Source organism: Streptomyces sp. NPDC058401, from assembly GCF_042722885.1.
Lineage (GTDB): Bacteria > Actinomycetota > Actinomycetes > Streptomycetales > Streptomycetaceae > Streptomyces.
In genome coordinates, this window is sequence record NZ_JBHXKA010000022.1 from 55,514 (window position 1) to 81,335 (window position 25,822).

The window sequence follows — 25,822 nt, forward strand, 5'->3', positions numbered from 1 at the left end:
CGCGATACTTTCTCCCCCCGCCCTGTCCCCTCCCTGCCTTCAGCTCCTTCCGCGCCAAGGAGAGTGCGTCATCAACGCGTCCAGCCCGCCCCCCGCCGTAGAACTGCACGGCATCACCAAGCGCTTCCCCGGCGTCGTCGCCAACAAGGACATCGCGATCACCGTCCGCAAGGGCACGGTCCACGCCCTCGTCGGCGAGAACGGCGCCGGCAAGTCGACGCTGATGAAGATCCTCTACGGCATGCAGAAGCCGGACGAGGGCACCATCGCCATCGACGGGGAGCAGATCTCCTTCAGCAGCCCCGGCGACGCCATCGCCCGCGGCATCGGCATGGTGCACCAGCACTTCATGCTCGCCGACAACCTCACCGTCCTGGAGAACGTGGTCCTCGGCGGCGAGAAGCTCTACGGCATCGGCGCGAAGGCCCGTAAGAAGATCAACGAGATCTCGGACGCGTACGGCCTCGGCGTGCGCCCCGACGCCCTGGTCGAGGACCTCGGTGTCGCCGACCGCCAGCGCGTGGAGATCCTCAAGGTCCTCTACCGCGGCGCGAAGATCCTCATCCTCGACGAGCCGACCGCGGTCCTCGTGCCCCAGGAGGTCGACGCGCTCTTCGACAACCTGCGCGAGCTCAAGTCCGAGGGCCTGACCGTCATCTTCATCTCGCACAAGCTGGGCGAGGTCCTGAAGGTCGCCGACGACATCACCGTCATCCGGCGCGGCACCACGGTCGGCACCGCCGACCCGCGGACCACCACGACCAAGCAGCTCGCCGAGCTGATGGTCGGCTCCGAGCTGCCCTCGCCGGAGACCCGCGAGTCCACGGTGACCACCGTCCCGATGCTCCAGGTCGAGCGGCTGACCGTGGCCGAGGGCGGCGTACCCGTCGTCACGGAGGACACCGCGCGCACGCCGGGCCTGCCGGACGCCAACCTGCGCGAGAGCGCGGTCGCCGGACGCCTGCTGCTCGACGGGATCACCTTCACGATCCACAAGGGCGAGATCCTCGGCATCGCGGGCGTCGAGGGCAACGGCCAGACCGAGCTCATCGAGGCCCTGATGGGCATGCTGTCCCCCGACGCGGGCGTCATCACCCTCGACGGCAAGGACATCACCAAGTCCCCGGTGCGCAAGCGCCGCGAGGGCGGCATCGGCTACATCCCCGAGGACCGCCACCGGCACGGTCTGCTGCTGGAGTCCTCCCTCTGGGAGAACCGCATCCTCGGCCACGTCACCGAAGCCCCCAACTCCAAGCGCGGCATCATCGACCCGAAGGCCGCCCGCAAGGACACCGAGCGGATCGTGCGCGAGTACGACGTCCGCACGCCCGGCATCGAGGTCACCGCGGCCTCGCTCTCCGGCGGCAACCAGCAGAAGCTGATCGTCGGCCGCGAGATGAGCCACAACCCGAAGTTCCTCATCGCCGCCCACCCCACCCGCGGTGTGGACGTCGGTGCGCAGGCGCAGATCTGGGACGCGATCCGCGAGGCCCGCCGCGAAGGCCTGGCGGTCCTGCTGATCTCCGCCGACCTGGACGAGCTCATCGGCCTGTCCGACACCCTGCGCGTGATCTACCGCGGCCGCCTGGTCGCGGACGCCGACCCCGCGACCGTGACCCCCGAGGAACTCGGCACCGCCATGACGGGCGCCGCCTCCGGTCACCTGGACGCCACCGACAACAACTCCGCCGCCGGCACGGATGCCCGTACCGACTCCCCGGAGGACGAGGCCCGATGAAGAAACTCGACAAGGACCGGCTGCTCCTCGGCTTCGCCGGGCCCGCGCTCGCGCTGGTCACCGCCTTCCTGCTGACCATGGTGGTGCTGGCGGCGACGGGTGTGGACCCGATCGAACCGCTGCGGCTCATGGTGGAGAACGCGGGCTACGAGGACGTCCAGGTCCTCATCGTCAACCAGGCCGGTACGTACTACCTGGCGGCCCTGGCCGTGGCCATCGGCTTCCGGATGAACCTCTTCAACATCGGTGTCGACGGCCAGTACCGCCTCGCCGCGATGCTGTCGGCGGTCGTCGGCGCCGCGGTCTCGCTGCCCGGCCCGCTGCACATCCTGCTGATCGTGGTCGTCGCCATGCTGGTCGGTGCCTTCTGGGCCGGTATCGCGGGCGTCCTGAAGGCCAAGCGCGGAGTCAGCGAGGTCGTCTCCACGATCATGCTGAACGCGATCGCCACCAGCCTGATCGCCTGGCTGATCCTGCCGAAGAACCTCGGCGTCCAGCCCAAGGGCTCGAACGACCTGACCACCGGCGAGATCGCGAAGTCGGGCTGGTTCCCGGCGATCTCCCTCGGTGACGGCCTGGAGATCTACGGCTTCACCTTCCTGGCCTTCGCGCTGGGCATCGTCTACTGGTTCGTGCTGGGCCGCACCCGCTTCGGCTTCGACCTGCGCGCCACCGGCGCCAGCGAGTCCGCCGCGCAGGCCTCCGGCGTGGACGCCAAGAAGATGATCATCACCTCGATGCTCATCTCCGGAGCCGTCGCCGGTCTCGCCGGCATGCCGGTGCTGCTGGGCGAGAGCCACACGTACAGCCTGTCCTTCCCGGTCGGTGTCGGCTTCACCGGCATCACCATCGCGCTGCTCGGCCGCAACCACCCGGTCGGCATCTTCTTCGCCGCGTTCCTGATGGCCTTCATCGACAAGGCCTCGGCCTCGCTCGACACGGCCGGGTACGCGAAGGAGATCGGCACGATCATGAAGGGCCTGATCGTGATCGCGGTCGTCGTCTCCTACGAGCTCGTCCGCCGTTACGGGATCCGACGCCAGCAGCAGAAGGTCGGCGAGGAGCTGGCCGCAGGCCACGCCATTCCGACCGAGAAGGAGGTCTCGGCGTGAGCACCAGCACCGTTTCCGCGACCAGCGCCGCGCCCAAGAAGCAGGGCGGACGCACCAAGCTCACCCTCCCGTGGATCATGCTGATCATCGCGGGCGGCCTCGCGCTCGTCTCGCTGGTCCGCGTGATCAGCGGCGCGGACGACCTGACCTCCATCGGCCAGGTCTCCGGAGCGCTCTCCCTCGCCGTGCCGATCGGCCTCGCCGGACTCGGCGGCCTGTGGGCCGAGCGCGCGGGCGTCGTCAACATCGGCCTCGAAGGCATGATGATCCTCGGCACCTGGTTCGGTGCCTGGGCCGGCTACCAGTGGGGCCCCTGGACCGGCGTCATCGCCGGCCTGATCGGCGGCGCCATCGGCGGCCTGCTGCACGCGATCATCACGGTCACCTTCAACGTGAACCACATCGTCTCCGGTGTGGCCATCAACATCCTGGCGCTGGGCTTCACCCAGTACCTGTCGAACTTCACGTTCGCCGAGGCGGCCGGCGGCTCCTCCAAGCAGTCCCCGCGCGTCGAGCCGATCTACGAGATCACCGTGCCCGGGTTGTCGGACTGGATGGCGACCCTCCAGGGCAAGCACTGGTTCTTCATCTCGGACATCGCGGGCGTGGTCGGCGGCCTGGTCACCGGCCTGTCGCTGCTGACCGTCGTCGCCCTGCTGCTGATCCCCGGCACCTGGTGGGTGCTCTGGCGCACCACCTTCGGCCTGCGGCTGCGCTCCTGCGGCGAGAACCCCGTCGCCGCCGAATCGCTCGGCGTCAACGTCTACAAGTACAAGTACATCGCCGTGATCGTCTCGGGCGCCCTCGCGGGCCTCGGCGGCGCGTTCCTGTCGATCGTGGCCAGCCCGATCTACCAGGAGGGCCAGACCGGCGGCCGCGGCTACATCGGCCTCGCCGCGATGATCTTCGGCAACTGGATGCCGGGCGGCATGGCGCTGGGCGCCGGCCTGTTCGGCTTCACCGACAGCCTCAAGCTGCGCGGCGGCGCCGAGAACGTCCACGCGATGCTGCTGCTCATCGCGATCCTGCTCGTCCTGGTCGTGGCCTGGCAGCTCTACAAGAAGCGCTACGTCCCGGCCGGCGTCTCGGCGGTCTTCGCCGTGCTGCTGTTCCTCTGGTACGCGCTCACCGACCAGGTGCCCAGCCAGTTCGTGGACGCCGCCCCGTACCTGACCACGCTGCTGGTGCTCGCGCTGTCCGCGCAGCGCCTGCGGATGCCGAAGGCGGACGGCATGCCGTACCGCAAGGGCCAGGGCAAGTGACGGCCGCTCCCGACTGGGAGGCCCTGCGCGAGGCCGCGCGGGAGGCGATGTCCCGGGCGTACGCCCCGTACTCCGGCTTCCCGGTCGGCGTCGCGGCGCTGGTCGACGACGGCCGCACCATCGTCGGCTGCAACGTCGAGAACGCCAGCTACGGGCTCGGCCTGTGCGCCGAGTGCGGGCTGGTGTCCTCCCTCCAGGCCACGGGCGGCGGCCGCCTCACGCACTTCACGTGCGTGGACGGCAAGGGCGAGATCCTCGTCCCCTGCGGCCGCTGCCGCCAGCTCCTCTTCGAGTTCGGCGGCGCGGAGCTCCAGGTGGAGACGCCGGAAGGCGTCCTGCCGCTCTCCGCGATGCTGCCGCAGGCCTTCGGGCCGGACCACCTGAGATAGCCGCGGCGACGGCCCTCCGCCCCTGCCGGGCGGGGGGCCGCCGTCTTTCCCCTCATCTCCCTCTCCTCTCTCTATGCGCGTAGAAGGAAGCACTTCCATGGACGTCATCTCCGTCATCCGCACCAAGCGCGACCGCGGTGAACTGAGCCCCGAGCAGATCGACTGGGTCATCGACGCGTACACGCGCGGCGTGGTCGCCGACGAGCAGATGTCGGCGCTGGCGATGGCCATCCTGCTCAACGGCATGAACCGCACCGAGATCGCCCGCTGGACCGCCGCGATGATCGCCAGCGGCGAGCGGATGAACTTCGACTCCCTCTCCCGCCCCACCGCGGACAAGCACTCCACCGGCGGCGTCGGCGACAAGATCACCCTGCCGCTGGCCCCGCTTGTCGCCGCCTGCGGCGCGGCCGTACCGCAGCTCTCCGGCCGCGGCCTCGGCCACACCGGCGGCACCCTGGACAAGCTGGAATCCATCCCCGGCTGGCGCGCCCTGCTCTCCAACGAGGAGATGCTGCACGTCCTGGACACCACCGGCGCCGTCATCTGCGCGGCCGGCGACGGCCTGGCCCCGGCCGACAAGAAGCTGTACGCGCTGCGCGACGTGACCGGCACCGTCGAGGCGATCCCGCTCATCGCCTCCTCGATCATGTCCAAGAAGATCGCCGAGGGCACCGGCTCGCTCGTCCTGGACGTGAAGGTCGGCACCGGCGCCTTCATGAAGAACATCGAGGACGCCCGCGAGCTGGCCCGCACCATGGTGGGCCTGGGCACGGACAGCGGCGTCAAGACGGTCGCCCTCCTCACCGACATGTCCACCCCGCTCGGCCTCACCGCCGGCAACGCCCTGGAGATCCGCGAATCCGTCGAGGTCCTGGCGGGCGGCGGCCCCTCCGACGTGGTCGAGCTGACCCTCGCCCTGGCCCGGGAGATGCTGGACGCCGCGGGCATCAAGGACGCCGACCCGGCGAAGGCCCTGGCCGACGGCCGGGCGATGGACGTGTGGCGCCGGATGATCGCGGCCCAGGGCGGCGACCCCGACGCGGCGCTCCCGGTCGCCCGTGACCAGCACGTGGTCACGGCCCCCTCCTCGGGCGTGCTGACGCGGCTGGACGCGTACGGGGTCGGCGTGGGCGCCTGGCGCCTGGGCGCCGGCCGCGCGCGCAAGGAGGACCCGGTCCAGGCGGGCGCCGGCATCGAGCTCCACGCGAAGCCGGGCGACACGGTCACGGCGGGGCAGCCCCTGATGACCCTGCACACGGACACCCCGGAGAAGTTCGACTACGCGCTGGCGTCCCTGGAGGGCACCTTCGACATCGCGGCCCCCGGCACGGCCTTCTCGGCGACCCCGATCGTGCTGGACCGCATCGCCTGACCTGTACTCACTCGTACGGCTGAACGGGATCGGTGGACGCCCACCGGTCCCGTTCTGCATGCTGGGATCGGTGACGAAGCGATAGGAGCACACCATGAGCGCCGCAGCGGCCTCTACATCCCGGACCTCGCCGTCGTACCGAGGGACGCGGTTACCAAGGGGGAGAACTTCGCCCCCGCAGCCGTGGCTGAGCTAGTCGTCGAGATCACCTCGAAGTCGAACGCGGCCAACGACCGCGTCGTGAAACTCAAGGGTTACGCGGCGGCAGGTATCCCGCTCTACCTCCTCATCGACCCGCACACGACCGGCAGCCCCACGGTCCACTTGTACGGCGAGCCCAGCGACGGGAAGTACCGCGTTCTGTCGGCGGCCAAGTTCGGCGAAGCCGTCCATCTGCCCGAGCCGATCAACCTGACCCTCGACACCTTCTCCTGGCCCCGGCCGTAGGGGCTTCTTCCGGCCCTACCGATGAGTTCGGGCGAGGCCAGGGGTCTGCCCTCATGTGGAGATCAGAACCCTGGCCCTGGAGGGGCCTGAGCCGGATACCGCCGAGCTGTGCGGCCGCGTGCGCGCACTGTGCAGCGACGGTCCCGACGGGGTGGTGTGCGATGTCCGCTCAGTCGCCACACCCACGCTCGCGACGGTCCAGGCTCTCGCCCGCGCAGCCCTGACCGCCCGGCGCCTCGGCATCCCCTTCCGGGTCACCGGGGCCCCGCCCCCGCTCCGCGCGCTACTGCACCTCGTAGGACTCGTCGAGCTGCTCGGGGAGCCCGAAGAGCGGGAACCACCGGGCGGTGTCGAGGAAGGCGTTCAGGCCGGTGATCTTCCCCCCTGACACCTCCAGCACCTGGAGCGCCCACGGGGTCCACCCAGGCTGCCCGTCCTCCCGCGGCCGGTACTGGCCGAAGGCCGGCATGCCGTTCGCCGTGGTCGGGACCATCCGGGAGCCCTTGCAGCCGATGCCCTGGTTCAGGTGCCAGGCCGCGATGTCCTCGTGGCCCTGGAGCCACAGGTCGAACGGCGGCATCGACAGCACCGCGTCCTCGTGGAGCAGGGCGGTCAGCCGGGAGATGTCGTAGGCCTCGAAGGCGGCGAGGTACTGCTCCAGCAGCTTGACCTGGTCGGTGTCCAGCGGGTCTGCGGACTCACTCTCCCGCATCCGGGTCGCGGCGAGCGTCGCGCGGGCCCGCTGCAGGGCGCTGTTCACCGAGGCGACGGTGGTGTCCAGCAGGGTGGCCACCTCGTCGGCCTTCCAGGCCAGCACCTCGCGCAGGATCAGTACGGCCCGCTGCTTGGCCGGCAGGTGCTGGAGCGCGGCGACGAACGCGAGCCGCACCGACTCCTTGGCCAGCGCCATCTCCGCCGGGTCGGCGGTCTGCGGCAGCACCCGCCCGTCGGGCACCGGCTCCAGCCAGGTCACCTCGGGCCGCTCGTTGAGCACGGCGGACGCCTGGTGCTGCGGGGCGCTGAGGTCCATCGGCCGGGCCCGCTTGTTCCCCGCGTTCAGCAGGTCCAGACAGACGTTCGTGGCGATCCGGTACAGCCAGGACCGCAGGGAGGAGCGCCCCTCGAACTTCGCGAAGCTCCGCCAGGCACGGATGTACGTGTCCTGCACCGCGTCCTCGGCATCGAAGGCCGAGCCGAGCATGCGGTAGCAGTACCCGGTGAGCTCGACGCGGTACCGGTCGAGCGCGGCGTCGAGCTCGGGCGCGAGGTCGGTGGCTTCGGTCATATCCCTTGATCCCCCTGGTAGTTCCCGGTCCTTCGGACGCTACCCGAGGGGTCTGACAACCGCAGCCCGGCACGCGGCGGCGGAACGTTCCGCTAGAGCTGCCACCGGGCCCGCACCACCCCGTCCGGATCCGGCAGAACCCCGGTGAACAGGGGTTTGTGCTCGTCGGCGTACACCGGCAGCAGGACCGCGGCCCGGGCCCCGGCGAGCACCTCCACCAGCCCCGCGCGGTCCTCCTCGTCGACGCAGCCGCTCCGGATCACGCCGCCCGCGTCCTCCCACACGCACTCCAGCGAGAACTCCGCGGGGAGCCCCGCGACCAGCCCGCCGGTATCGGCGGACAGCCCCGGCCAGACGTACAGGAGTGCGCGCGGGGCGAGCCCGGCCCGCAGGGCGTCGATCTGCTCGCCCGCGCCACCGTCGATCCGGTGCCAGCGCGTCCAGGCGTGCTGCTCCTCGACGAGCCCCGCCTCACCGCGCTCCGCGCTCGCCCGCACCCGCTCCCAGAACTCCTCGTCGGCGGCCCGCAGCTCGTACGGGCCGTCGAACTCGGGATCGTACGGCGAGACCTCGATCGGCTCCGCGAAGATCCCGAGCTCCCGGGTGCGGGCCACGGCCGCCCCGCAAGGGGTGCGGGAGCCGACGTAGACGTACAGGTCCCACCCGACCTGTACGGCGAACACCTCCCGGCCCTCCTCCGTGGCCTCCAGCCGGCAGTAGGGGCCGTCGCCGCGGAGCATCCCGCGCAGGAGTTCCAGCGCGACCGCCACCGTCACCCGCGCACCGTCGTGGAACCCGGCCGGGCCGTCCGGGAACAGCCCGGTCAGCCCGTACCCCTCTACCGCAAGCTCCCGTCCCCCGAAGCCCGCGGACCCGCCGCCGACCTGCGGTTCCCGCACGGTGAGCACCCCGACCCCGCTCTCCCGCGCGAAGGCCGCGACCGCCGCCAGGTACGCGGCCTCGACCGGCCCGTGGTCGCTGTCGGTGTCCTCGCTGCCCCGGTAGGTCCCGTCGGGCGCCCGGTCGGCGGGGTCGTACTTGGTCACCCGGTACGCATGGGGCAGAAGCGGCACGTCAGGCACCTTCTCCGGGTTCGGCCTCGGGCGTGCCGAGGGGCGGGAGCTCCGGGAGGGGCCAGGACTCCGGGGGGCGGAAGTCGCACCAGGTGCCGTCGAAGGGGTAGGTGGCCGAGTCGATGAGGTGGGTGACGCGGATGCCTTCCGTGCGGATGGCGGCGGCTTCCGCCGGGGTCCAGTACACGGGGTGGCCCGTCTTCGCGGCGAAGGAGTCCTCGTCCTTCCACTCCCACGCGCGGTCCGGGGTCACCGTGATGTCGAGTTCCTGGTCGGTCACGTGGACGTCCGCGCCGTCCGGGCTGTGGACGCGGGATTCGAGGTTCACGTACCAGCTGCGGAACTCCTGCTCCATCGTGAAGCTCCACCACACCGCGTGCCCCGCCCCGGCCGGCTGGAGGATCAGCGCGCCCCCGTGCCGCCACCGGTCGGCCCGCAGCGGGTACGAGCCCTCCGGGGGCAGGTCCCGCAGGTGGGTGCCGGGCGGGATGGTGGCGCGCCAGAGCGGGGTGCCCGGGGCCACCCACAGGAGCAGGCCGTCCTCGCCCGACTCCACCACGCGGGCCGGGACGACCATGCTGACCGTGCTGCCGAGTATGAGGTGAACGGTGACTACGGAAGGGGATGGCATGGTCGGTGATCATGCCATCCGCCGGTCCTGGGCCCCTTGCGCGGGAGCCCCCCCGGTCGTTCCACCCCGGCGCCGGCGGCAGCCTCAGCGCGCCGCCAGCGTCGCGATCCGGGCCGTGCGGGCCGCGTGGGATCCGTACAGGGTGATCGTGACGACCCCGGCGACCGCGAGCAGTGCGAGGGTGACCGTGGCCGCCCAGCCCGCCGAGTGGTAGGCGAGGGCGCCCAGGGTGCCGCCGGCGCTGGAGCCGACGTAGTACGCCGACTGGTAGAGCGCCGAGGCCTGTGCGCGGCCCGTCTTCGCCGTGCGGCTCACCGCCGCGGAGGCCACCGCGTGGCCCGCGAAGAAGCCCGCCGTGATCAGGACCAGGCCCAGCAGGATCGCGGTGAGGGACTCCGCGAGGGACAGGAACAGGCCCGCCGCCGTCGTGGTCACCGCCAGGTACAGCGCGCCGCGCCGGCCCAGCCGGGCCACCAGCTGCCCGGCCGCCGCCGAGGAGGCCGTACCGACCAGGTAGACCAGGAAGATCGAGCCGATGAGGCCCTGACCGAGCGAGAACGGCTCGTCCACCAGGCGGTAGCCGATGACCGTGTACACCGCCCCGAACACGGTCATGAACAGCGCCCCGATCCCGTAGAGCCGCAGCAGCAGCGGATCGCGCAGGTGCCCGGAGACCGTACGCCCCACCGCCCGCGGGTTCAGCGAGGCCGGCCGGAAGAACCGGGCCCGGGGCAGGAGGACCAGGAACGCCGCCGCGCAGGCCAGCGACATCAGGCCGACGGTCAGCAGCCCGCCGCGCCAGCCCCAGGCCTGGGCCGCCCAGCCGGTGACGAGGCGGCCGCTCATGCCGCCGATGGAGTTGCCCGCCACGAACAGGCCGATCGCGGCGACCAGCGCCTTCGGCTTCACCTCTTCCGCCAGGTACGCCATCGCGGAGGCGGGGATGCCGGCGATCGCCGCGCCCTGGACGGCGCGCAGCGCGATCAGCCACTCCAGGTTCGGGGCGAAGGGCACCAGGAGGCCGACGCCGACCGCGATCACCATCGAGATGGTCATCATCCGGGTCCGGCCGAACCGCTCCGACAGCGCGCTGAGCGGCAGGACGAACAGGGCGAGCGCGCCGGTGGCCGCGGAGACCGTCCAGCTGGCCTGACCCGCCGTCACGCCGAACCCGTCGGAGATCGCGGGCAGCAGCGCCTGGGTGGAGTAGAGGAGGGCGAAGGTGGCCAGACCGGCGGCGAAGAGTGCGAGGCTGAGGCGGCGGTAGCCGGGACGGCCGGGCTCGTGCGCCTCGGGTGCGGAGGCGGGGAACGACGGGGTGGAGGCACCCGGGATGACGGGTGCCCCGGTATGAGCGGGAGGCATGCCTACGACCGTAGGGCCGTCCTTTTCATGCGTCCAATGCACGGATTCGCGATAATCAATCCATCCACGCATCAGTGCAGGTCAGATGGGTACCTATCGATGAGTCGTTACGAAGAAGACATGGCCGTGACACAGGCGCTGGCCCCGCGCCTCGCCTACTTCGCCGCGGTCGCCCGGCACGAGCACGTCACCCGCGCCGCGCACGAGCTGGGCGTCCCGCAGTCCACCCTGTCGCGGGCCATGGTCCGCCTCGAACAGGACCTGGGGGTCACGCTGTTCGCCCGCAAGGGCCGTACGGTCGAGCTCACCACCGCGGGCCGCACCTTCCTCGCCTCGGCGGAACGCTCGCTGGCAGAGATCGCCCGCGCCGCCGGTTCCGTACAGCAGGACGCCGACCCGTCCTTCGGCAAGGTCGCCTTCGGCTTCCTGCACACCCTGGGACCCGAGACCGTGCCCGGCCTGATCCGGGCCTTCCGGGCCGACCACCCCGGCGTGCGGTTCTCCCTGGTCCAGAACTACGGGGAGGCCATGCTGGAGAAGCTGCGCGCCGGCGAGCTCGACCTCTGCCTGACCTCACCGCTGCCCGATGACCCGGACCTGGTGGCCCGCCGGCTCGACGAGCAGCGGCTGCGCCTGGTGGTCCCCGACGACCACCGGCTCGCCACGCGCAAGCGGATCCGCCTCGCGGAGGCCGCCGAGGAAACCTTCGTCACCCTGGAGCCCGGCTACGGGCTGCGCCGCATCACCGACGACCTGTGCGCGGAGGCCGGGTTCACGCCCCGGGTCGCCTTCGAGGGGGAGGAGGCCGAGACCCTGCGCGGGCTGGTCGCCGCCGGTCTCGGCGTGGCGCTGCTGCCGCCGCCCGCGGTGGCCCGGCCCGGGGTCGTCGAGCTGACGGTCACCGCCCCGCGCGCGGTCCGCGAGATCGGGGTGGCCTGGCGCGACGGGCACCCGGACACCCCTCCGGTGGCGGAGTTCAAGCGGTTCCTGCTGTCCCGCCGGGGCCGGCTGATTCCGGAGCTCCAGCCGGAGGGGGCGTGAGCGGGGCCGCGGACGCGGCGGCGGAGGCCGCCGTGGCCGCCGCGGTCGCCGACAGCAGGAACCCGGCCTGGAAACGGGACTTGGCCCCGACCGCCCGCATGATCTCGGCGATGTGGCGCTGACAGGTCCGCTCCGACATGCCGAGGCGCCGGGCGATGATCTTGTCCTCCAGTCCCTCAGCCAGGAGTCGCACGATGGTCTGGCGCAGCTCGTCCGAGATCGAACGGGCCTGGTCCGGCCCGATGGTGGTACTGAACGGCTCGGCCTCCGCCCAGGTGCGCTCGAAGGTCTGCAGCATGAACTGGACGACGTTGGGCTCGCGCACCACCAGCGCCGCCTTGACGTCGTCCCGCACCTCCATCAGCCCGGTGTGCCGGTCGACGATGATCATCCGCATCAGCCCGTCGCCGACGGTACGGACCTGCGAGCCGAGCGCGGCCACCCGCTCCACGTAGGCGGCCGTCGGGCGGGAGTAGCGGGCGGTGTGCTGGTAGAGGGTGCGCATCCGCACGCCCCGGGCGAGCATCGCCTCGTCCCGGACCACGGCCCCCTCCAGGGTGGCCGTGGTGCGCCCGCCGCCCGGGTGGCAGGTCAGCACCTCGGACCCGGCCGAGGCGACGAGCTCCCCGATCAGGTCCTGCAGGGCGGCCGGGTCGGTGACCAGCTCCAGGGCGTTCGCCCCGCCCCGGTCGCGCAGGTCGGTGCCCGTCTCGTACGCGGGGACCAGCTCCTCCAGCCGTACGCGCAGCCGGTCCATCTCGTCGTGCGTCTCGCGCACCCGCAGCGCCAGCGGGGCCAGCGTCCGGGCCACCGCGGCCTGCGGGGACACGGCGCTCCAGCACACCCGCGCCGGCCCGTCGGGGCAGCCGGCGTCCGTGGCCGCGTCCTCGTCCGTAGCCGTGCCCGTGCCCGTGCCCGCGGCCGGACGGGAGCGGGGCTGGATCAGGTGGGCCGCCTCTAGTTCGGCGAGGGCGGCGCCGGCGGACTCACCGAGCACCTCGCCGGCCTCCGCCTCGGAGAAGGCGTGGCGCTCGGCCGCGTAGGCGTAAAGACGCCGGGCCACGGAGCTCAGTTGGTCCGTTTCATCCGATGGCATATTCATATTCGTCCCGGACTGTGCCGATTTGTAAACCCCTCGTGTTCCCGCAAGGCGTCAAGACGATGCCCTCCGATCTTCGTGAGGATAGGCCGAACCGGCACAGTGGTACCACGGCGTTCTCGGGGGAGGGCGCGGGCATCCTGAGTCCGCGCTTCGCCGACCTGGCAACGCGCCCTCGCGCGGGCGTGTGCCTACAAGGTGGTCGCGCCGGGCCCGCCCGTGTCATCCGACCGGGAGGGGACGGCGCGGCCGACGCGCGCGGCCCCGCGCGACCACCACCGCATCCGGGCGTTCCGCCCTCCGGGGCCCGCCACTTCGGCCCCTTCACTCCCGGCGGGCTCCGCGGCCGACTTCAGCCGCGCAGGGACCGTCCGTAGCCGGAGGCCAGCGGCATCCGCAGGCCCAGCGGCGGGGGAGCCGCCAGCGCGTCGGTGACCGGCCGCGAGTACGGCCCCGAGAACACGGAGCCCAGTACGAAGTCCACGGACAGCGCCACGACTTCGTCCTGGTGCTCGCGCAGTCCGTGGCCGTCGGAATGCACCTCGAAGCGGCACGTCGTGCGGTTCGCCTTCTTCGCCCGGGTGGCCAGCCGGTAGGACAACTCCGGGTCGCTGCGCGCGTCGTTGGTGCCGTGCACGATCAGGACCCGGCGGCCCGAGAGCTGCTTCACCGGTTCGGGGGAGTCCGTGTCCGACTGCGTGGGGAGTGAAGGGGCCAGTGCCAGAACGGAGTTGACGGCCGCGTGGCCCGCCGCGGCGAGCGCCGCCCGGCCGCCCGCGTCGTAGCCGGCCAGGCACACCGGCACGTCCCCGTACAGCCGGACCACCTCGTCCGCGGCCCACTCGGCGTCCCCCTCACGGGTCCCCGCGCCGTGGATGACCTGGTGCGTGACCAGTCCGTCCGCCGCACCCGCACGGGCCAGGGCCCGCGCCAGCGGACGCACCGGACCGGGGGACAATCTGGACGCTCCGGGGAGAAGGAGCACCACACCACTGACCGTTGAGACCGGGCCGGTCGCGCCGGCCGCCCGCTTCAGGCGGGCCCCGCGCGCCGGCGGCGCATGCTGTGCCATGACGGAACAGTCTCAGACGCGGAGGTGTACGCCACCCGTCCGCGCGGTCACTGTTACATATCGGCAGCGCCCATCGCCTCACCGCTCTACGCGCGTAGGAGCTAGAGTGCCCAGATGACGAGCGAGACCCCCAACCTGCCCACCCCGGATCAGATCCGCCGCTCCCCGAAGGTGCTCCTGCACGACCACCTCGACGGTGGCCTGCGCCCCGGGACCATCATCGAGCTGGCCCGTGAGGTCGGCTACGAGAACCTTCCCGAGAGCGACGCCGACAAGCTCGGCATCTGGTTCCGGGAAGCCGCCGACTCCGGCTCCCTCCCGCGCTACCTGGAGACGTTCGCCCACACCTGTGCGGTCATGCAGACGAAGGCGGCCCTCTTCCGGGTGGCCGCCGAGTGTGCCGAGGACCTCGCCGAGGACGGCGTCGTCTACGCGGAGATCCGCTACGCGCCCGAGCAGCACCTGGAAGCCGGCCTGACCCTCGAAGAGGTCGTCGAGACGGTCAACGAGGGCTTCCGCGAGGGCGAGCGCCGCGCGAAGGCCAACGGCCACCGGATCCGCGTCGGCGCGCTGCTGACCGCGATGCGGCACGCGGCCCGCGCACTGGAGATCGCGGAACTGGCGAACCGCTACCGCGACAACGGCGTCGTCGGCTTCGACATCGCCGGCGCCGAGGCCGGGTTCCCTCCCACCCGCCACCTCGACGCCTTCGAGTACCTCAAGCGCGAGAACAACCACTTCACGATCCACGCGGGCGAGGCCTTCGGCCTGCCGTCGATCTGGCAGGCCCTGCAGTGGTGCGGCGCCGACCGGCTCGGCCACGGCGTGAAGATCATCGATGACATCGAGGTCGCCGCCGACGGTTCCGTGACGCTGGGCCGCCTGGCGTCCTACGTCCGGGACAAGCGGATCCCGCTGGAGATGTGCCCGACGTCGAACCTGCAGACGGGCGCGGCGGTCTCCTACGCCGAGCACCCGATCGGCCTTCTGCGGAAACTGCACTTCAGGCTGACCGTCAATACCGACAACCGGCTGATGAGCGGCACCAGCATGAGCCGCGAGTTCGAGCACCTGGTCGACACCTTTGGCTATTCGCTCGAGGACATGCAGTGGTTCACCGTCAATGCGATGAAGTCCGCGTTCATTCCTTTCGATGAACGACTGGCCATGATCAACGACGTGATCAAGCCCGGTTATGCGGAGCTGAAGTCGGAATGGCTGTTCCGTCAGACTGCTTCCACCAGCGGTTCCGTCTCGGCGTAGGCCAAGGCGTGACGGACTGAAAGCGCCCGGGAGGAGCAATTCCCGGGCGCTTTCTCGTATTTAATGATGTTTGCGGGAGGGGGTTTGAAGTGACTAGTTTGCGGAGCCGCTCATTTCCCCGTCGCAAGGACGATTCTTCATGAAGCAGTCAGCTGCCAAGACCCTCGGTGTTGCCGCTCTCGGTGCCGCCTTTGCCGCCGTCGCCGCCGGTACCGCCTCGGCCGCCGTCCCCGCCGTCGGTCTCGGTGACGCGCTGGGTACCGTCACGGGCGCCGTCCAGGGCGCGACCAGCCAGCAGCACGTGACCGCCGAAGAGGGCCAGCAGGCCCCCGAGGCGACCGACCCGGCCGCCGCGCTCGGCACGGTCACCGGCCTGCTCGGCGGTCTGCCGACCAGCGGCCTCGGCGCCTGATCCACTTCGGATCCCCTGCCGGATTCGTACGCGACCCGTACGCGATTCGCACGCACGCCCACGCGGCGCACGCCTCTTCGAGCAGGTGTGTGCCGCGTCGCGGCATGTGCCAGGATCACCGCCAACTGCCCGCCAAAACCCTGGGTATGAGGTTTCGATCATGCACATGAAGGCACGAACGGCCACGGCCGTGCTGCTCCCCGCCCTGCTGTCCGCGATGGTGGGCTGCGGCAGTACGAACACCCCCGCCTCCGGCAAGGACCCGGACCCGAAGGGCTCCGCGAGCGCGCCCGGGCAGCCCGTGCCGACGGGCTCGGCCGGCGCGTCCGGCCCGGCGGGGTCCCCCGGCTCCGCGGGCACCGGCGGAGCCGGCGACACGGGCGGCACCGGCGGCACGACCGGCCCCGGGCGGGCTTCCAGCCGACTGGAGCGCTCCGCCCTGCAACAGGGCGACCTGGCCGGCTATCAGATCTCCGCGAACGGCAAGAACCCGAACGCCCCCGACGGCCAGCCGCAGGCGGACCGCAAGGCCTGCCAGCCGCTCGCCGACATCATGGGCGACGAGCCCGACCCGGCGGCGCGCGAGACCGTCAACCGGGGCATCGGCTCGCAGAAGCAGCTGGGCCTGGCCGTCTCCGCCTCCGTCAGCTCCTACGCGGAATCCGACGCCAAGACGCTGATCGCCCGGCTGAAGGACGCCGTGGCCGCCTGCGCCGGCGGCTTCACCGCCACCGTCGAGAAGCAGAGCGGCACCTACCGCGACGTGAAGGCGGCCGACTACAAGACGGGCGGCGACGACAGCGTCAGCTGGACCACGACCGCGGCCGCCGAGGGCGTCACCGCCCAGGTCCACCTGGTCGTCGTACGCCAGGGCGACACCGTCATGCGCCTCATGGCGCTCAACGTCACGGGCGGCCGCCAGACCCCCCAGGTCCCGCACGAGGTCGCGGACAAGCAGCTCCAGAAGGTCCGCGCCGCGCGCTGAATTCCGGCTCCGGCCGATTACCAGCCGGCGGTGGCGGAAGCCGTGCCCGACTTCTCGTTCGGCAGGAGCACCCACAGCGCCAGGTAGAGGAGGAACTGCGGGCCGGGCAGCAGGCACGAGACGACGAAGATGATCCGCATCGTGTTCGCGGATATTCCGAAGCGGCGCGCCAGACCGGCACAGACTCCGCCGATCCATCGTCCGTCACGGGGGCGGGCAAGGGCGCTCATGGTCTCTCCTCGGTCGTTGTGCGGTCCGCGGGACGCTTTCCCGCGATGCCTCAATACTCCCGCTGAACAGAGGACAGAACGTCGGTCCAAGGGCCGAGCCCGACCCTGGTAATTCTCGGGGTCGGGCCCTGAGAACGCCTCAGCCGGGCCCTCAGGGCCGGGACGACGGCCAGGTGCGCGAGCATCACGCCGAGGGTGTTCAGCAGCACCGAATCCACATCGACCACCTGCCCCGGGACCGCGGTCTGGAGCATCTCGATGCCGACGGCGACCAGCGCGCCCGCGGCGGCCGTCCGGGCCAGCGAGGACCAGGTCGCCAGCGGTGCGAGCTCCACACGGCCGCTGAGCAGCGGCAGCAGCACCCCGAGCGGGGCCAGCAGCGCCAGCCCGCCGCCGATCCGGCGGGCGGCCTCCAGGGGCCCGTAGGAGAGGTCCGCCCTGATTCCCTCGAGCGGGCTCAGATTGGCGGCCGCCGCCCAGGGCACGTCCAGCGGGCGCAGCATCAGCCAGCCGACGAGGAGGAGGTGGGCGCCCAGCAGGACCCCGGCCAGAAGCCGGATCCACAGCTGTACGTCGGCACTGCTGCTGCCGCTGCCCTTGACACGCTTGCCCTTGAGACGGTGCACGCCAGTGGAGACGCGGCTTCCGGCCCCGGCGGTTCCGGGGAAACCGCCGGTCAGCCGGTGGCGAGCAGCACAATCAGGATCAGCGCGCCGATCACGGCGGGGGCGATGATCTCGTACGACCAGGAGACCTTCGCCGAGCCCTGGGCGCCGGTCCGCGAGGCACCGCGCTCGTGCAGTTCGCGCAGTTCGTCCACGATCTGGTCGGCGGACGCACGGCGGACTTCCTCGTCGGGGGTCTTGCCCTGGCCGTTGCCCATGCCGAGCCGGCCCGTCTGACGGCGGTTGGCCTTCTTGCGCTCCCGCAGGGAGACCGGGATGGACCACAGCTGGTACGTCGCCCCCTCGGCCAGCACCTCGGCGGAGAACCGGGCGCGGACGGTGTCGACGGCGCCCCAGGGGAGCTCGATGGTCCGGAAGGGGTTGCGCACGCGCAGCCGGTCGGCGCCCGCGAAGACGGCCGGACGGATCGTGAACGCGACGATGACCGGGGCCACGCACAGCGCCACGGCGAGGGCGATCCACGGAACGTTCCCGGAGCCCCGCACCACGGCGTCCCCGCAGAGCCAGGCGAGCAGCCCGAGCAGCACCACCCCGGTGACGGTGGCCATCGGGGAGCGGTAGACCCGGTCTTCGTACGCCGGCTCTTCAGTGGGCTGATCGCTGCTCATGCGGCCGATTCTGCCTCAAGCCGTCTCACCCCACGAGATCGGCGTACAGGATGATGTTGTCGGGGCGGTGACCGTCCGTGATTTCACCGCCGCAGGTGATCACGCGCAGCTCGGGGCGCGGGGTGTCCCCGTAGACCTTCGCGGTGGGGAAGTGCTTCTTGTCCACCTGCTCCAGCTCGCGCACCCGGAAGACGGCCTCGGTGCCGTCCGCCCTGGTCACCCGGATCTCGTCGCCGGTGTGGACGCGCGAGACGTTGCGCAGGACGGCCGGGCCGCGCGCGGTGTCGAAGTGGCCGATCAGCACCGCCGGGCCGGTCTCACCGGGGGTGACTCCCTTGGTGTACCAGCCGATCTTGTCCCCGTCCGCCACGGAGGGCACCTGGACCGAGCCGTCGGAGGCCAGCCCGAGCTCCAGGAGCGGCGAGGCGTCCACACCGGCCGAGGCGATCCGTACGCGGACGGGCGCGGAGGCGGGCAGGGCGGCGGCGGGCGCTGCCGAGGCCGGGGCCGACGGGGCGGGCACGGGAGCGGCCGAGGTCTCGGCGATGTGCGGCGGCGGAGTGGCGGCCGGTGCGGCGCCGCCGCACCCGGTCAGGGCGACCAGCGCCAGCGGGCCGAGCAGGACGGCGGCGAGCAGCGTGCGCCGGCGGGACGGGCGGTGATCCATGGGGTCGGCTCCGGGGGGAACGGCCTGCGGCGGGCCACCGCGGGGTGGCCCGCCGGAAGCGGGAACGAATGGCTCGGGGTGGGGCGGTTCAGCCGTGGGTACGGGCCTTGCGGGCGCGGACCACGAAGGTGGTGCCGAGCCCGGCGAGGATCGCCACGAGGGCGGCGCCGGTGGCCGCGGTGATGGTGTTGTCGGTGTCCGCGGCGGCGGCCTGCGCGGTCCCGGCGGCTTCGCCGAGTTCGTCGAAGTCGGCGCCCGCGGCGACGGGACCCTTGGGAACGACGGCGGTCTGCGGCTTGGCGGTGACGGCTGGCTTCGCGGCGGGCTTGGCCGTGGGCTTGGCGCTCGGCTTGGCGGTCCGTTCGGCCTTCGGCATCTGCTGGAAGGTCGAGGCGCCCTCGCCCAGCACGCGGATGTCGAAGCCTTCGCCGTTGTCGGTGAGCTTGTACTGGACGCCGTCGAGCACGGCGAGGGGGTGGGTGCGGTCGAGCTTCGCCAGCACGCGGCCGGCCCAGCCGTCGCCGGGCTTCCAGTCGGGGGAGACGGCGCGGATCCAGACCTCGGGGCCCTCGGACTTGTTGCGCAGCACCGCGATCTTCCCCTTGCCGAGGTCGACGATCTCACCTTCGTAGCGGTCGTTGCCCGAGGAGTTCGCCGACACCGTGGCCACCGCCGACACCGCCGACACCGCCGACACCGAGGTCGCGGCCCGGGCGGGCGCGGCGATGGCCGTCGCGGCGGGCGCGAGGAGCGCTCCGGCGAGGGCGGCGGTGACGATCGAGGTACGGATGGCGGTACGCATAACGACTCCTGCAAGCATTGTCTGGGATCGGGTGGAGAGTCGCATGCCGCGGTGTCGCTGTCGGGGTTTCGTCCGGTCAGGTCTGCGGGGCTGCTGAGGAGAAACCTACGGATCGCGCGCTACCGGAACGTGGTCGCCCTGTCATGGCTGCGTAACAGCGAACATCTGTGTGACCAGCGCGGGAACGCCCTCCGGCGGGCCACCACGAAGGCGGCCCGCCGGAGGGCGCGGCTGAGGGTACGGGCCCTCGCGCCCGGGTGGTGATCAGCCGCGGGAGCGGGCCCTGCGGGAACGGACCGCGAAGGCCGCACCGAGCACGGCGGCCGCCGCGAGGACCCCGGCACCGGCGACCGCGACCGGAGCACCCGCGCCCGCGCCCTCGCCGGCCTCCGTACCCAGCTCGGCGCCCGCGGCGACCGGCCCCTTCGGGACGACGACCGTCTGCGGCTTCGGCTTCGCCGGGGCGGGGGCGGTGGGCTTCGGAGCCGGCTTGGTCTCGGAGAGCTCGTAATTCGGCTTGCACCCCTTGGGGAGCTTCGGGAACGAGGCCCGGCCGAACGGAGCGCCGGCGCCGCCCTGGGTCTTCCATTCGAGGACGGGCGCGGCACCGCGGGGGTTCAGGATCCGGACGATGATGCCCTGGGATTCCGGCAGCGAGGGCTCGTTGATCTCGAGGCGGGCGAAGCCGCGGTCGTCGCCGCCCTCGAAGAGGAACACCTCCGGGCCGTTTGAGCCGAAGTAGAGGTCGGCCCGTACCCCCGCGCCCAGGGGCTGGTTCTTCGGGCCCACCCTGCACTCCGAACCGGCCTTGCCCGCAGGCAGGGGGTAGGACTTGGCCACACCGGCCTTGGTGGTGACGACGAGCACGGGGTGGGTGGTCGAGGGGTTGGTCAGCTTGGCCGTCAGGCCGTAGACCTCCGAGGCGGGTGCCCCCCGGTCGATCACCACCACGACGCGGGCGGACAGGTAGTCGTCGCCCGGCTTCCACTTGGGCCCGACCTCGCGGATCCAGGCCTCCGGCCCCTCCACCTTGTTGCGCAGCACCGCGACCAGGCCCTCGCCGATGTACACGGCCTTGCCCTCGTAACGGCTGTTGTCGGTGGCCGCGACGGCGGCCGGGGCCGCGACGGCGGCCATCTGCGGGGTCGCGGTGACCGGCGCGGCGAAGGCCGCGCCGGCGGCGGCCGGTACGAGCATCGCGCCCGCGAGGGCGGCGGTGACGGTGGAGGTGCGGAGGACGAGGGGCACGGATGTACGCATAACGACTCCTGGAGCGCGGTCGGCGCGGGCGCGCGAAGGGCGCGAACGGCGCGAAAAGGGGCGGACGGTGGAGGAGAGTCGCATGCCGCGTCGAGTCTGTTCGGTCTCTTTCGGCCGGGTCAGGAGTGGCGGGCTGCTGTGACGAATCTAGGGATCTTGTGAGGCCGGAGGATTCGCCTCCTGTCATGAGCGCGTAACGGTCGAATGCGTGTCGGATCGGACGCGGCGATTCCATCCCGGATGCGCTCGAATCGGCGGAGGGGGGTGACAGGTCGCTACGCGCGTAGATATGCTCATCTGGTGACCATGCCCACCACCCTCACCGCATTCGCTGACGTGACGACGTCCGACAGTGCGCTGCGCCGCTTCCTGCACGGGCTGCCCGGCGTCGACGCTGTCGGCCTGGAGGCCCGCGCGGCCTCCCTCGGCACCCGCTCGATCAAGACGACGGCCAAGGCGTACGCCATCGACCTCGCCATCTCGATGATCGACCTGACGACGCTGGAAGGCGCGGATACCCCGGGCAAGGTCCGGGCGCTCTCCGCCAAGGCAGCCAACCCCGATCCGACCGACCGCACCACGCCCATGACGGCCGCCGTCTGCGTGTACCCCGACATGGTGGCCACCGCCAAGGCGGCCCTGCACGGAGCCGACGTCAAGGTCGCCTCCGTGGCCACCGCCTTCCCGGCCGGCCGCGCGGCCCTGCCCGTCAAGCTCGCCGACACGGCCGACGCCGTGGCCGCCGGCGCCGACGAGATCGACATGGTCATCGACCGTGGCGCCTTCCTCGCCGGCCGCTACCTCGACACCTACGAGCTGATCCGCTCCGTCAAGGCGGCCTGCGTCCGCCCCGACGGCAGCGCGGCCCGGCTCAAGGTGATCTTCGAGACCGGCGAGCTGTCCACGTACGACAACATCCGCCGCGCCTCCTGGATCGGCATGATGGCCGGGGCCGACTTCATCAAGACGTCCACCGGCAAGGTCGGGGTCAACGCGACGCCCGCGAACACGCTCCTCATGCTCGAAGCCGTCCGCGACTTCAAGGCGCAGACCGGAATCCAGATCGGTGTGAAGCCGGCCGGTGGAATCCGGACCACCAAGGACGCGATCAAGTTCCTGGTCCTGGTCAACGAGACCGCGGGCGAGGACTGGCTGTCCAACCACTGGTTCCGCTTCGGAGCCTCCAGCCTGCTCAACGACCTGTTGATGCAGCGCCAGAAGCTGAGCACCGGCCGGTACTCCGGTCCCGACTACGTGACGGTGGACTGATCGCCATGGCATCCGCATTCGAGTACGCACCCGCCCCCGAGTCCCGGTCCGTCGTCGACATCGCGCCCTCCTACGGCCTGTTCATCGACGGCGAGTTCACCGACGCGGCGGACGGCAAGGTCTTCAAGACCGTCTCCCCGGCCTCCGAAGAGGTCCTCGCCGAGGTCGCGCAGGCCGGCGCCGCCGATGTGGACCGCGCCGTGAAGGCCGCCCGCAAGGCCTTCGAGAAGTGGTCCGCGCTGCCCGGCTCCGAGCGCGCCAAGTACCTCTTCCGCATCGCCCGGATCATCCAGGAGCGCAGCCGCGAGCTGGCCGTCCTGGAGACCCTCGACAACGGCAAGCCGATCCGGGAGACCCGCGACGCGGACCTCCCGCTCGTCGCCGCGCACTTCTTCTACTACGCGGGCTGGGCCGACAAGCTCGACCACGCGGGCTACGGGGCCAACCCGCGCCCCCTCGGCGTGGCCGGCCAGGTCATCCCGTGGAACTTCCCGCTGATGATGCTCGCGTGGAAGATCGCCCCGGCGCTCGCCACCGGCAACACGGTCGTGCTCAAGCCGGCCCAGACGACCCCGCTCTCCGCGCTCTTCTTCGCGGACATCTGCCGCCAGGCGGGCCTGCCCAAGGGCGTCGTCAACATCCTCACCGGGTACGGGGACGCGGGCGCGGCCCTCGTCGAGCACCCCGACGTGAACAAGGTCGCCTTCACCGGCTCCACCGCCGTCGGCAAGGCCATCGCGCGCCAGGTCGCCGGCACCTCCAAGAAGCTCACCCTGGAGCTGGGCGGCAAGGGCGCCAACATCGTCTTCGACGACGCCCCCATCGACCAGGCCGTCGAGGGCATCGTCAGCGGCATCTTCTTCAACCAGGGCCAGGTCTGCTGCGCGGGCTCGCGCCTCCTGGTCCAGGAGTCGATCCACGACGAGCTGATCGACTCGCTCAAGCGCCGGCTGACCACGCTGCGCCTGGGCGACCCGCTCGACAAGAACACCGACATCGGCGCGATCAACTCCGCCGAGCAGCTCGCGCGGATCACCGCCCTCGCGGACACCGGCGAGGCGGAGGGCGCCGAGCGCTGGTCGGCGCCGTGCGAACTGCCGAACGCCGGCTACTGGTTCGCCCCGACGCTCTTCACGAACGTCTCCCAGTCGCACACCGTTGCCCGCGACGAGATCTTCGGCCCGGTGCTGTCCGTGCTGACCTTCCGTACGCCCGACGAGGCCGTCGCCAAGGCCAACAACAGCCAGTACGGCCTGTCCGCCGGCATCTGGACGGAGAAGGGCAGCCGCATCCTCGCGGTCGCCAACAAGCTCCGTGCGGGTGTGGTGTGGGCCAACACGTTCAACAAGTTCGACCCGACCTCGCCCTTCGGCGGCTACAAGGAGTCGGGCTTCGGGCGCGAAGGCGGCCGTCACGGCCTGGAGGGCTACCTCGATGTCTGATTCTTCGGCGCAGACGCGTCTGAGCGTCTTCAAGACCTACAAGCTGTACGTCGGGGGCAAGTTCCCCCGCTCCGAGAGCGGCCGGGTGTACGAGGTGACTGACTCGAAGGGCAAGTGGCTGGCCAACGCCCCGCTGTCCTCCCGCAAGGACGCCCGCGACGCGGTCGTCGCCGCCCGCAAGGCCTTCGGCGGCTGGTCGGGCGCCACCGCGTACAACCGCGGCCAGATCCTCTACCGCGTCGCCGAGATGCTGGAGGGCCGCCGCGAGCAGTTCGTCCGCGAGGTCGGCGAGGCCGAGGGCCTGTCCAAGACGAAGGCCGCCGCCGTCGTCGACGCGGCCATCGACCGCTGGGTCTGGTACGCGGGCTGGACCGACAAGATCGGCCAGATCGTGGGCGGGGCCAACCCGGTCGCGGGCCCGTACTTCAACCTCTCCACCCCCGAGCCGACCGGTGTGGTCACGGCCGTCGCCCCGCAGGACTCGTCCTTCCTCGGACTGGTCTCCGTGATCGCCCCGGTGATCGCCACGGGCAACACCGTCGTCGTGATCGCCTCCGAGAAGGCCCCGCTGCCCGCGCTGTCCCTCGGCGAGGTGCTGGCCACCTCCGACCTGCCCGGCGGCGTGGTCAACATCCTGTCCGGCAAGGCCGCCGAGATGGGCCCGCACCTGGCCTCCCACCAGGACGTCAACGCGATCGACCTGGCGGGCGCCGACGAGCCGCTGGCCAAGGAGCTGGAGATCGCGGCCGCGGACAACCTCAAGCGCGTCCTGCGTCCACAGCCTGTGGACGACTGGAGCGCGGACCCGGGCACGTCGCGCATGACGGCGTTCCTGGAGACCAAGACCGTCTGGCACCCGACCGGGTCGCTGGGCGCGGGCGGGTCCTCGTACTAGAGGCCCCACCCCCCGAAGACGGGCCCCGGCGGCGTCCCCCGCGCTGCCGGGGCCTCTTCACGTCCTACGGGAGCCACGGGAGCTACTTGCCGCCCGTCAGGGGCCCCAGGAGGGACGTCGCCGCGGCGGTGGGCAGCTCGCCGACCGACGGCCCCCGGGTCAGGATGCCCGTGACCATGCCGGTGCCGACGGAGGGGAAATCCGCGACCTGGGTGGCGACGCCGTTGTCGAGGGGGTCCACACCGGTGTTGGCCAGCGGATTCACCTTGAGGTTCGAGATCGGGTTGGAGACCCCCGCGAGGGCCGCCGGAACATCGAGCTCGCCCGCCTGCGCGCCGCCGGCAGCCATCGCGAGGGCCGCACCGGCCATCGAGAGGGTCAGGCCCGCGCTGCGCAGCGCCTTGGGGGAGGGGACTTTGGGGGCTGCGTGACGTGCCATGGGTTCCCGCCTGTGGGGTCGTGTGGGGACGTAGTCGTGCGCGCACGCAGCGTAGTGGAGGTGTGATCCTGGATACCAACGGGCCTTTGGGTAGGTCCCCTGCGCGAGTTAATAGTTCACACTTGTGTTCCGTGAGCCGTTCCTCTCCTCTGCCTACGCGTGTCGTCCTGCTGACCGGACCCTCGGGCTCCGGCAAGTCCTCGTTGGCGGCCCGTTCCGGGTTGCCCGTGCTGCGCCTGGACGACTTCTACAAGGACGGCGACGACCCGACCCTCCCGTGCGTCGAGGGCAGCGCCGACATCGACTGGGACTCCCCGCTGTCCTGGGACGCGGATGCGGCCGTCGCCGCGATCGCCGAGCTGTGCGCGGGCGGGCGGACCGAGGTCCCCGTCTACGACATCGCGACCTCCTCGCGGACCGGTACGGAGTCGCTGGACATTTCGCGGACCCCGCTGTTCATCGCCGAGGGGATCTTCGCGGCTGACGTCGCGGTGCGGTGCCAGGAGCTGGGGCTGCTGGCGGACGCGATCTGTCTGCGCGGGCGGCCCAGCACCACCTTCCGGCGGAGGCTCGCCCGTGATCTGCGGGAGGGGCGCAAGTCCGTGCCGATGCTTTTGCGGCGGGGGTGGCGGTTGATGCGGGCCGAGCGGGGGATCGTGGCTCGGCATACTGCGCTGGGGGCGCATGCGTGTGGGCGTGACGAGGCGCTCGGGCGGCTTGCCGCGGCAGCCGCCGGGCGGCACCGGGCCCCGGTGTCGGCTTAGCCGTCGCCTGCCTGGCCGCCTGGCCGCCTGGCCGTCTGGCCGCTCGGCGTGGACTGGGCGGGCCCTGCGGGGCTTGTCCCCTACCCGCCCTTCCACCGTTCCCTGGGCTCCGCCCAGACCCGGTCCTCAAACGCCGGACGGGCTGAAGGGACCGTTCCCTGGGCTCCGCCCAGACCCGGTCCTCAAACGCCGGACGGGCTGAAGGGCCCCT

General features: G+C 71.6%; 28 protein-coding genes. 15 read left to right on the forward strand and 13 right to left on the reverse strand.

The annotated features are described in order from the left end of the window. Window positions 1-4 precede the first annotated feature (4 nt). The 7 genes from ACFWNV_RS11245 to ACFWNV_RS11275 all read left to right on the forward strand — a co-directional run bounded on the left by ACFWNV_RS11245 (window position 5) and on the right by ACFWNV_RS11275 (window position 6,711). Window positions 5-1,738 carry an ABC transporter ATP-binding protein gene (locus tag ACFWNV_RS11245; protein WP_383944053.1) on the forward strand — a complete coding sequence of 578 codons (1,734 nt, stop codon included), beginning with the start codon at window positions 5-7 and terminating at the stop codon, window positions 1,736-1,738. Continuing rightward, window positions 1,735-2,850 carry an ABC transporter permease gene (locus ACFWNV_RS11250; protein ID WP_383943982.1) on the forward strand — a complete coding sequence of 372 codons (1,116 nt, stop codon included), beginning with the start codon at window positions 1,735-1,737 and terminating at the stop codon, window positions 2,848-2,850. Before ACFWNV_RS11245 ends, ACFWNV_RS11250 begins: the two co-directional genes overlap by 4 nt. Continuing rightward, a complete protein-coding gene (locus ACFWNV_RS11255) occupies window positions 2,847-4,112 on the forward strand; it encodes an ABC transporter permease (protein WP_383943985.1) in 1,266 nt (421 codons plus the stop codon). The genes ACFWNV_RS11250 and ACFWNV_RS11255 overlap by 4 nt, the downstream gene beginning before the upstream one ends. Further along, window positions 4,109-4,501 (forward strand): cytidine deaminase, encoded by a 393-nt coding sequence (locus tag ACFWNV_RS11260; protein ID WP_327304976.1) that lies wholly within the window; start codon window positions 4,109-4,111, stop codon window positions 4,499-4,501. Before ACFWNV_RS11255 ends, ACFWNV_RS11260 begins: the two co-directional genes overlap by 4 nt. Before the next feature lie 97 nt (window positions 4,502-4,598). Further along, complete coding sequence (locus ACFWNV_RS11265; protein ID WP_383943989.1) at window positions 4,599-5,876, forward strand: thymidine phosphorylase; 1,278 nt, start codon at window positions 4,599-4,601, stop codon at window positions 5,874-5,876. 117 nt (window positions 5,877-5,993) lie between these two features. Beyond that, window positions 5,994-6,323 carry a Uma2 family endonuclease gene (locus tag ACFWNV_RS11270; protein WP_383944056.1) on the forward strand — a complete coding sequence of 110 codons (330 nt, stop codon included), beginning with the start codon at window positions 5,994-5,996 and terminating at the stop codon, window positions 6,321-6,323. A 154-nt stretch (window positions 6,324-6,477) separates the two neighbouring features. Further along, complete coding sequence (locus tag ACFWNV_RS11275; protein WP_383944059.1) at window positions 6,478-6,711, forward strand: hypothetical protein; 234 nt, start codon at window positions 6,478-6,480, stop codon at window positions 6,709-6,711. Here the strand turns inward: ACFWNV_RS11275 and ACFWNV_RS11280 are convergent. The 4 genes from ACFWNV_RS11280 to ACFWNV_RS11295 all read right to left on the reverse strand — a co-directional run bounded on the left by ACFWNV_RS11280 (window position 6,607) and on the right by ACFWNV_RS11295 (window position 10,677). Continuing rightward, window positions 6,607-7,608 carry a sigma-70 family RNA polymerase sigma factor gene (locus ACFWNV_RS11280; RefSeq protein WP_383943992.1) on the reverse strand — a complete coding sequence of 334 codons (1,002 nt, stop codon included), beginning with the start codon at window positions 7,606-7,608 and terminating at the stop codon, window positions 6,607-6,609. The two genes, ACFWNV_RS11275 and ACFWNV_RS11280, sit on opposite strands and share 105 nt — an antisense overlap. 92 nt (window positions 7,609-7,700) lie before the next feature. Next, window positions 7,701-8,681, reverse strand: coding sequence for an RNA-binding protein (locus tag ACFWNV_RS11285; protein ID WP_383943995.1), 981 nt, complete (start codon window positions 8,679-8,681; stop codon window positions 7,701-7,703). Between the two features lies 1 nt (window position 8,682). Further along, window positions 8,683-9,312, reverse strand: coding sequence for a DUF402 domain-containing protein (locus ACFWNV_RS11290; RefSeq protein WP_383943998.1), 630 nt, complete (start codon window positions 9,310-9,312; stop codon window positions 8,683-8,685). A gap of 84 nt (window positions 9,313-9,396) precedes the next feature. Further along, on the reverse strand, window positions 9,397-10,677 hold the full coding sequence (locus ACFWNV_RS11295) for an MFS transporter (RefSeq protein ID WP_383944000.1): 1,281 nt from the start codon (window positions 10,675-10,677) through the stop codon (window positions 9,397-9,399). A 99-nt stretch (window positions 10,678-10,776) separates the two neighbouring features. On the opposite strand from ACFWNV_RS11295, the gene ACFWNV_RS11300 reads away from it, so the two are divergent. Further along, the gene (locus ACFWNV_RS11300; RefSeq protein WP_383944003.1) at window positions 10,777-11,718 is read left to right on the forward strand and encodes a LysR family transcriptional regulator; all 942 of its coding nucleotides are present in this window, start codon (window positions 10,777-10,779) and stop codon (window positions 11,716-11,718) included. Here ACFWNV_RS11300 and ACFWNV_RS11305 read toward each other — a convergent pair. Then, complete coding sequence (locus tag ACFWNV_RS11305; protein ID WP_383944006.1) at window positions 11,654-12,781, reverse strand: LuxR C-terminal-related transcriptional regulator; 1,128 nt, start codon at window positions 12,779-12,781, stop codon at window positions 11,654-11,656. The genes ACFWNV_RS11300 and ACFWNV_RS11305 overlap by 65 nt on opposite strands. Window positions 12,782-13,169: 388 nt before the next feature. Beyond that, the gene (locus ACFWNV_RS11310; RefSeq protein ID WP_383944009.1) at window positions 13,170-13,889 is read right to left on the reverse strand and encodes an alpha/beta hydrolase; all 720 of its coding nucleotides are present in this window, start codon (window positions 13,887-13,889) and stop codon (window positions 13,170-13,172) included. A 114-nt stretch (window positions 13,890-14,003) separates the two neighbouring features. Here ACFWNV_RS11310 and ACFWNV_RS11315 point away from each other — a divergent pair, with 114 nt between their 5' ends. From ACFWNV_RS11315 to ACFWNV_RS11325, 3 genes are all read left to right on the forward strand, one after another. Then, a complete protein-coding gene (locus tag ACFWNV_RS11315) occupies window positions 14,004-15,152 on the forward strand; it encodes an adenosine deaminase (RefSeq protein ID WP_327304966.1) in 1,149 nt (382 codons plus the stop codon). 139 nt (window positions 15,153-15,291) lie between these two features. After that, the gene (locus tag ACFWNV_RS11320; RefSeq protein ID WP_356514862.1) at window positions 15,292-15,564 is read left to right on the forward strand and encodes a hypothetical protein; all 273 of its coding nucleotides are present in this window, start codon (window positions 15,292-15,294) and stop codon (window positions 15,562-15,564) included. A gap of 166 nt (window positions 15,565-15,730) precedes the next feature. Then, a complete protein-coding gene (locus tag ACFWNV_RS11325) occupies window positions 15,731-16,549 on the forward strand; it encodes a sensor domain-containing protein (protein WP_383944013.1) in 819 nt (272 codons plus the stop codon). Window positions 16,550-16,566: 17 nt separating this feature from the next. On the opposite strand, the gene ACFWNV_RS11330 is transcribed toward ACFWNV_RS11325, so the two are convergent. The 6 genes from ACFWNV_RS11330 to ACFWNV_RS11355 form a co-directional block, all read right to left on the reverse strand. Beyond that, window positions 16,567-16,779, reverse strand: coding sequence for a PspC domain-containing protein (locus ACFWNV_RS11330; protein WP_383944016.1), 213 nt, complete (start codon window positions 16,777-16,779; stop codon window positions 16,567-16,569). A 50-nt stretch (window positions 16,780-16,829) separates the two neighbouring features. Further along, window positions 16,830-17,330: a VanZ family protein gene (locus ACFWNV_RS11335; RefSeq protein ID WP_383944063.1), complete on the reverse strand. Its 501-nt coding sequence runs from the start codon at window positions 17,328-17,330 to the stop codon at window positions 16,830-16,832. Window positions 17,331-17,455: 125 nt separating this feature from the next. Continuing rightward, window positions 17,456-18,073 carry a PH domain-containing protein gene (locus ACFWNV_RS11340; RefSeq protein WP_383944019.1) on the reverse strand — a complete coding sequence of 206 codons (618 nt, stop codon included), beginning with the start codon at window positions 18,071-18,073 and terminating at the stop codon, window positions 17,456-17,458. A gap of 25 nt (window positions 18,074-18,098) precedes the next feature. After that, window positions 18,099-18,740: a class F sortase gene (locus tag ACFWNV_RS11345; protein ID WP_383944021.1), complete on the reverse strand. Its 642-nt coding sequence runs from the start codon at window positions 18,738-18,740 to the stop codon at window positions 18,099-18,101. An 88-nt stretch (window positions 18,741-18,828) separates the two neighbouring features. Next, window positions 18,829-19,542, reverse strand: a complete 714-nt coding sequence (locus ACFWNV_RS11350) for a hypothetical protein (RefSeq protein WP_383944024.1) — start codon at window positions 19,540-19,542, stop codon at window positions 18,829-18,831. A 264-nt stretch (window positions 19,543-19,806) separates the two neighbouring features. Then, on the reverse strand, window positions 19,807-20,802 hold the full coding sequence (locus ACFWNV_RS11355; RefSeq protein ID WP_383944027.1) for a hypothetical protein: 996 nt from the start codon (window positions 20,800-20,802) through the stop codon (window positions 19,807-19,809). Window positions 20,803-21,108: 306 nt separating this feature from the next. Here ACFWNV_RS11355 and deoC point away from each other — a divergent pair, with 306 nt between their 5' ends. The 3 genes from deoC to ACFWNV_RS11370 are packed head-to-tail and all read left to right on the forward strand — an operon-like array spanning window position 21,109 to window position 24,408. Further along, the gene (deoC, locus tag ACFWNV_RS11360) at window positions 21,109-22,071 is read left to right on the forward strand and encodes a deoxyribose-phosphate aldolase (protein WP_383944067.1); all 963 of its coding nucleotides are present in this window, start codon (window positions 21,109-21,111) and stop codon (window positions 22,069-22,071) included. A 5-nt stretch (window positions 22,072-22,076) separates the two neighbouring features. Beyond that, a complete protein-coding gene (locus tag ACFWNV_RS11365) occupies window positions 22,077-23,513 on the forward strand; it encodes an aldehyde dehydrogenase family protein (protein WP_383944030.1) in 1,437 nt (478 codons plus the stop codon). Continuing rightward, window positions 23,506-24,408: an aldehyde dehydrogenase family protein gene (locus ACFWNV_RS11370; RefSeq protein ID WP_383944033.1), complete on the forward strand. Its 903-nt coding sequence runs from the start codon at window positions 23,506-23,508 to the stop codon at window positions 24,406-24,408. Before ACFWNV_RS11365 ends, ACFWNV_RS11370 begins: the two co-directional genes overlap by 8 nt. Before the next feature lie 82 nt (window positions 24,409-24,490). Here ACFWNV_RS11370 and ACFWNV_RS11375 read toward each other — a convergent pair whose 3' ends face one another. Then, window positions 24,491-24,847: a hypothetical protein gene (locus tag ACFWNV_RS11375; protein WP_383944035.1), complete on the reverse strand. Its 357-nt coding sequence runs from the start codon at window positions 24,845-24,847 to the stop codon at window positions 24,491-24,493. Between the two features lie 65 nt (window positions 24,848-24,912). Here ACFWNV_RS11375 and ACFWNV_RS11380 point away from each other — a divergent pair, with 65 nt between their 5' ends. Continuing rightward, on the forward strand, window positions 24,913-25,611 hold the full coding sequence (locus ACFWNV_RS11380) for a uridine kinase (protein WP_383944070.1): 699 nt from the start codon (window positions 24,913-24,915) through the stop codon (window positions 25,609-25,611). Window positions 25,612-25,822 lie beyond the last annotated feature (211 nt).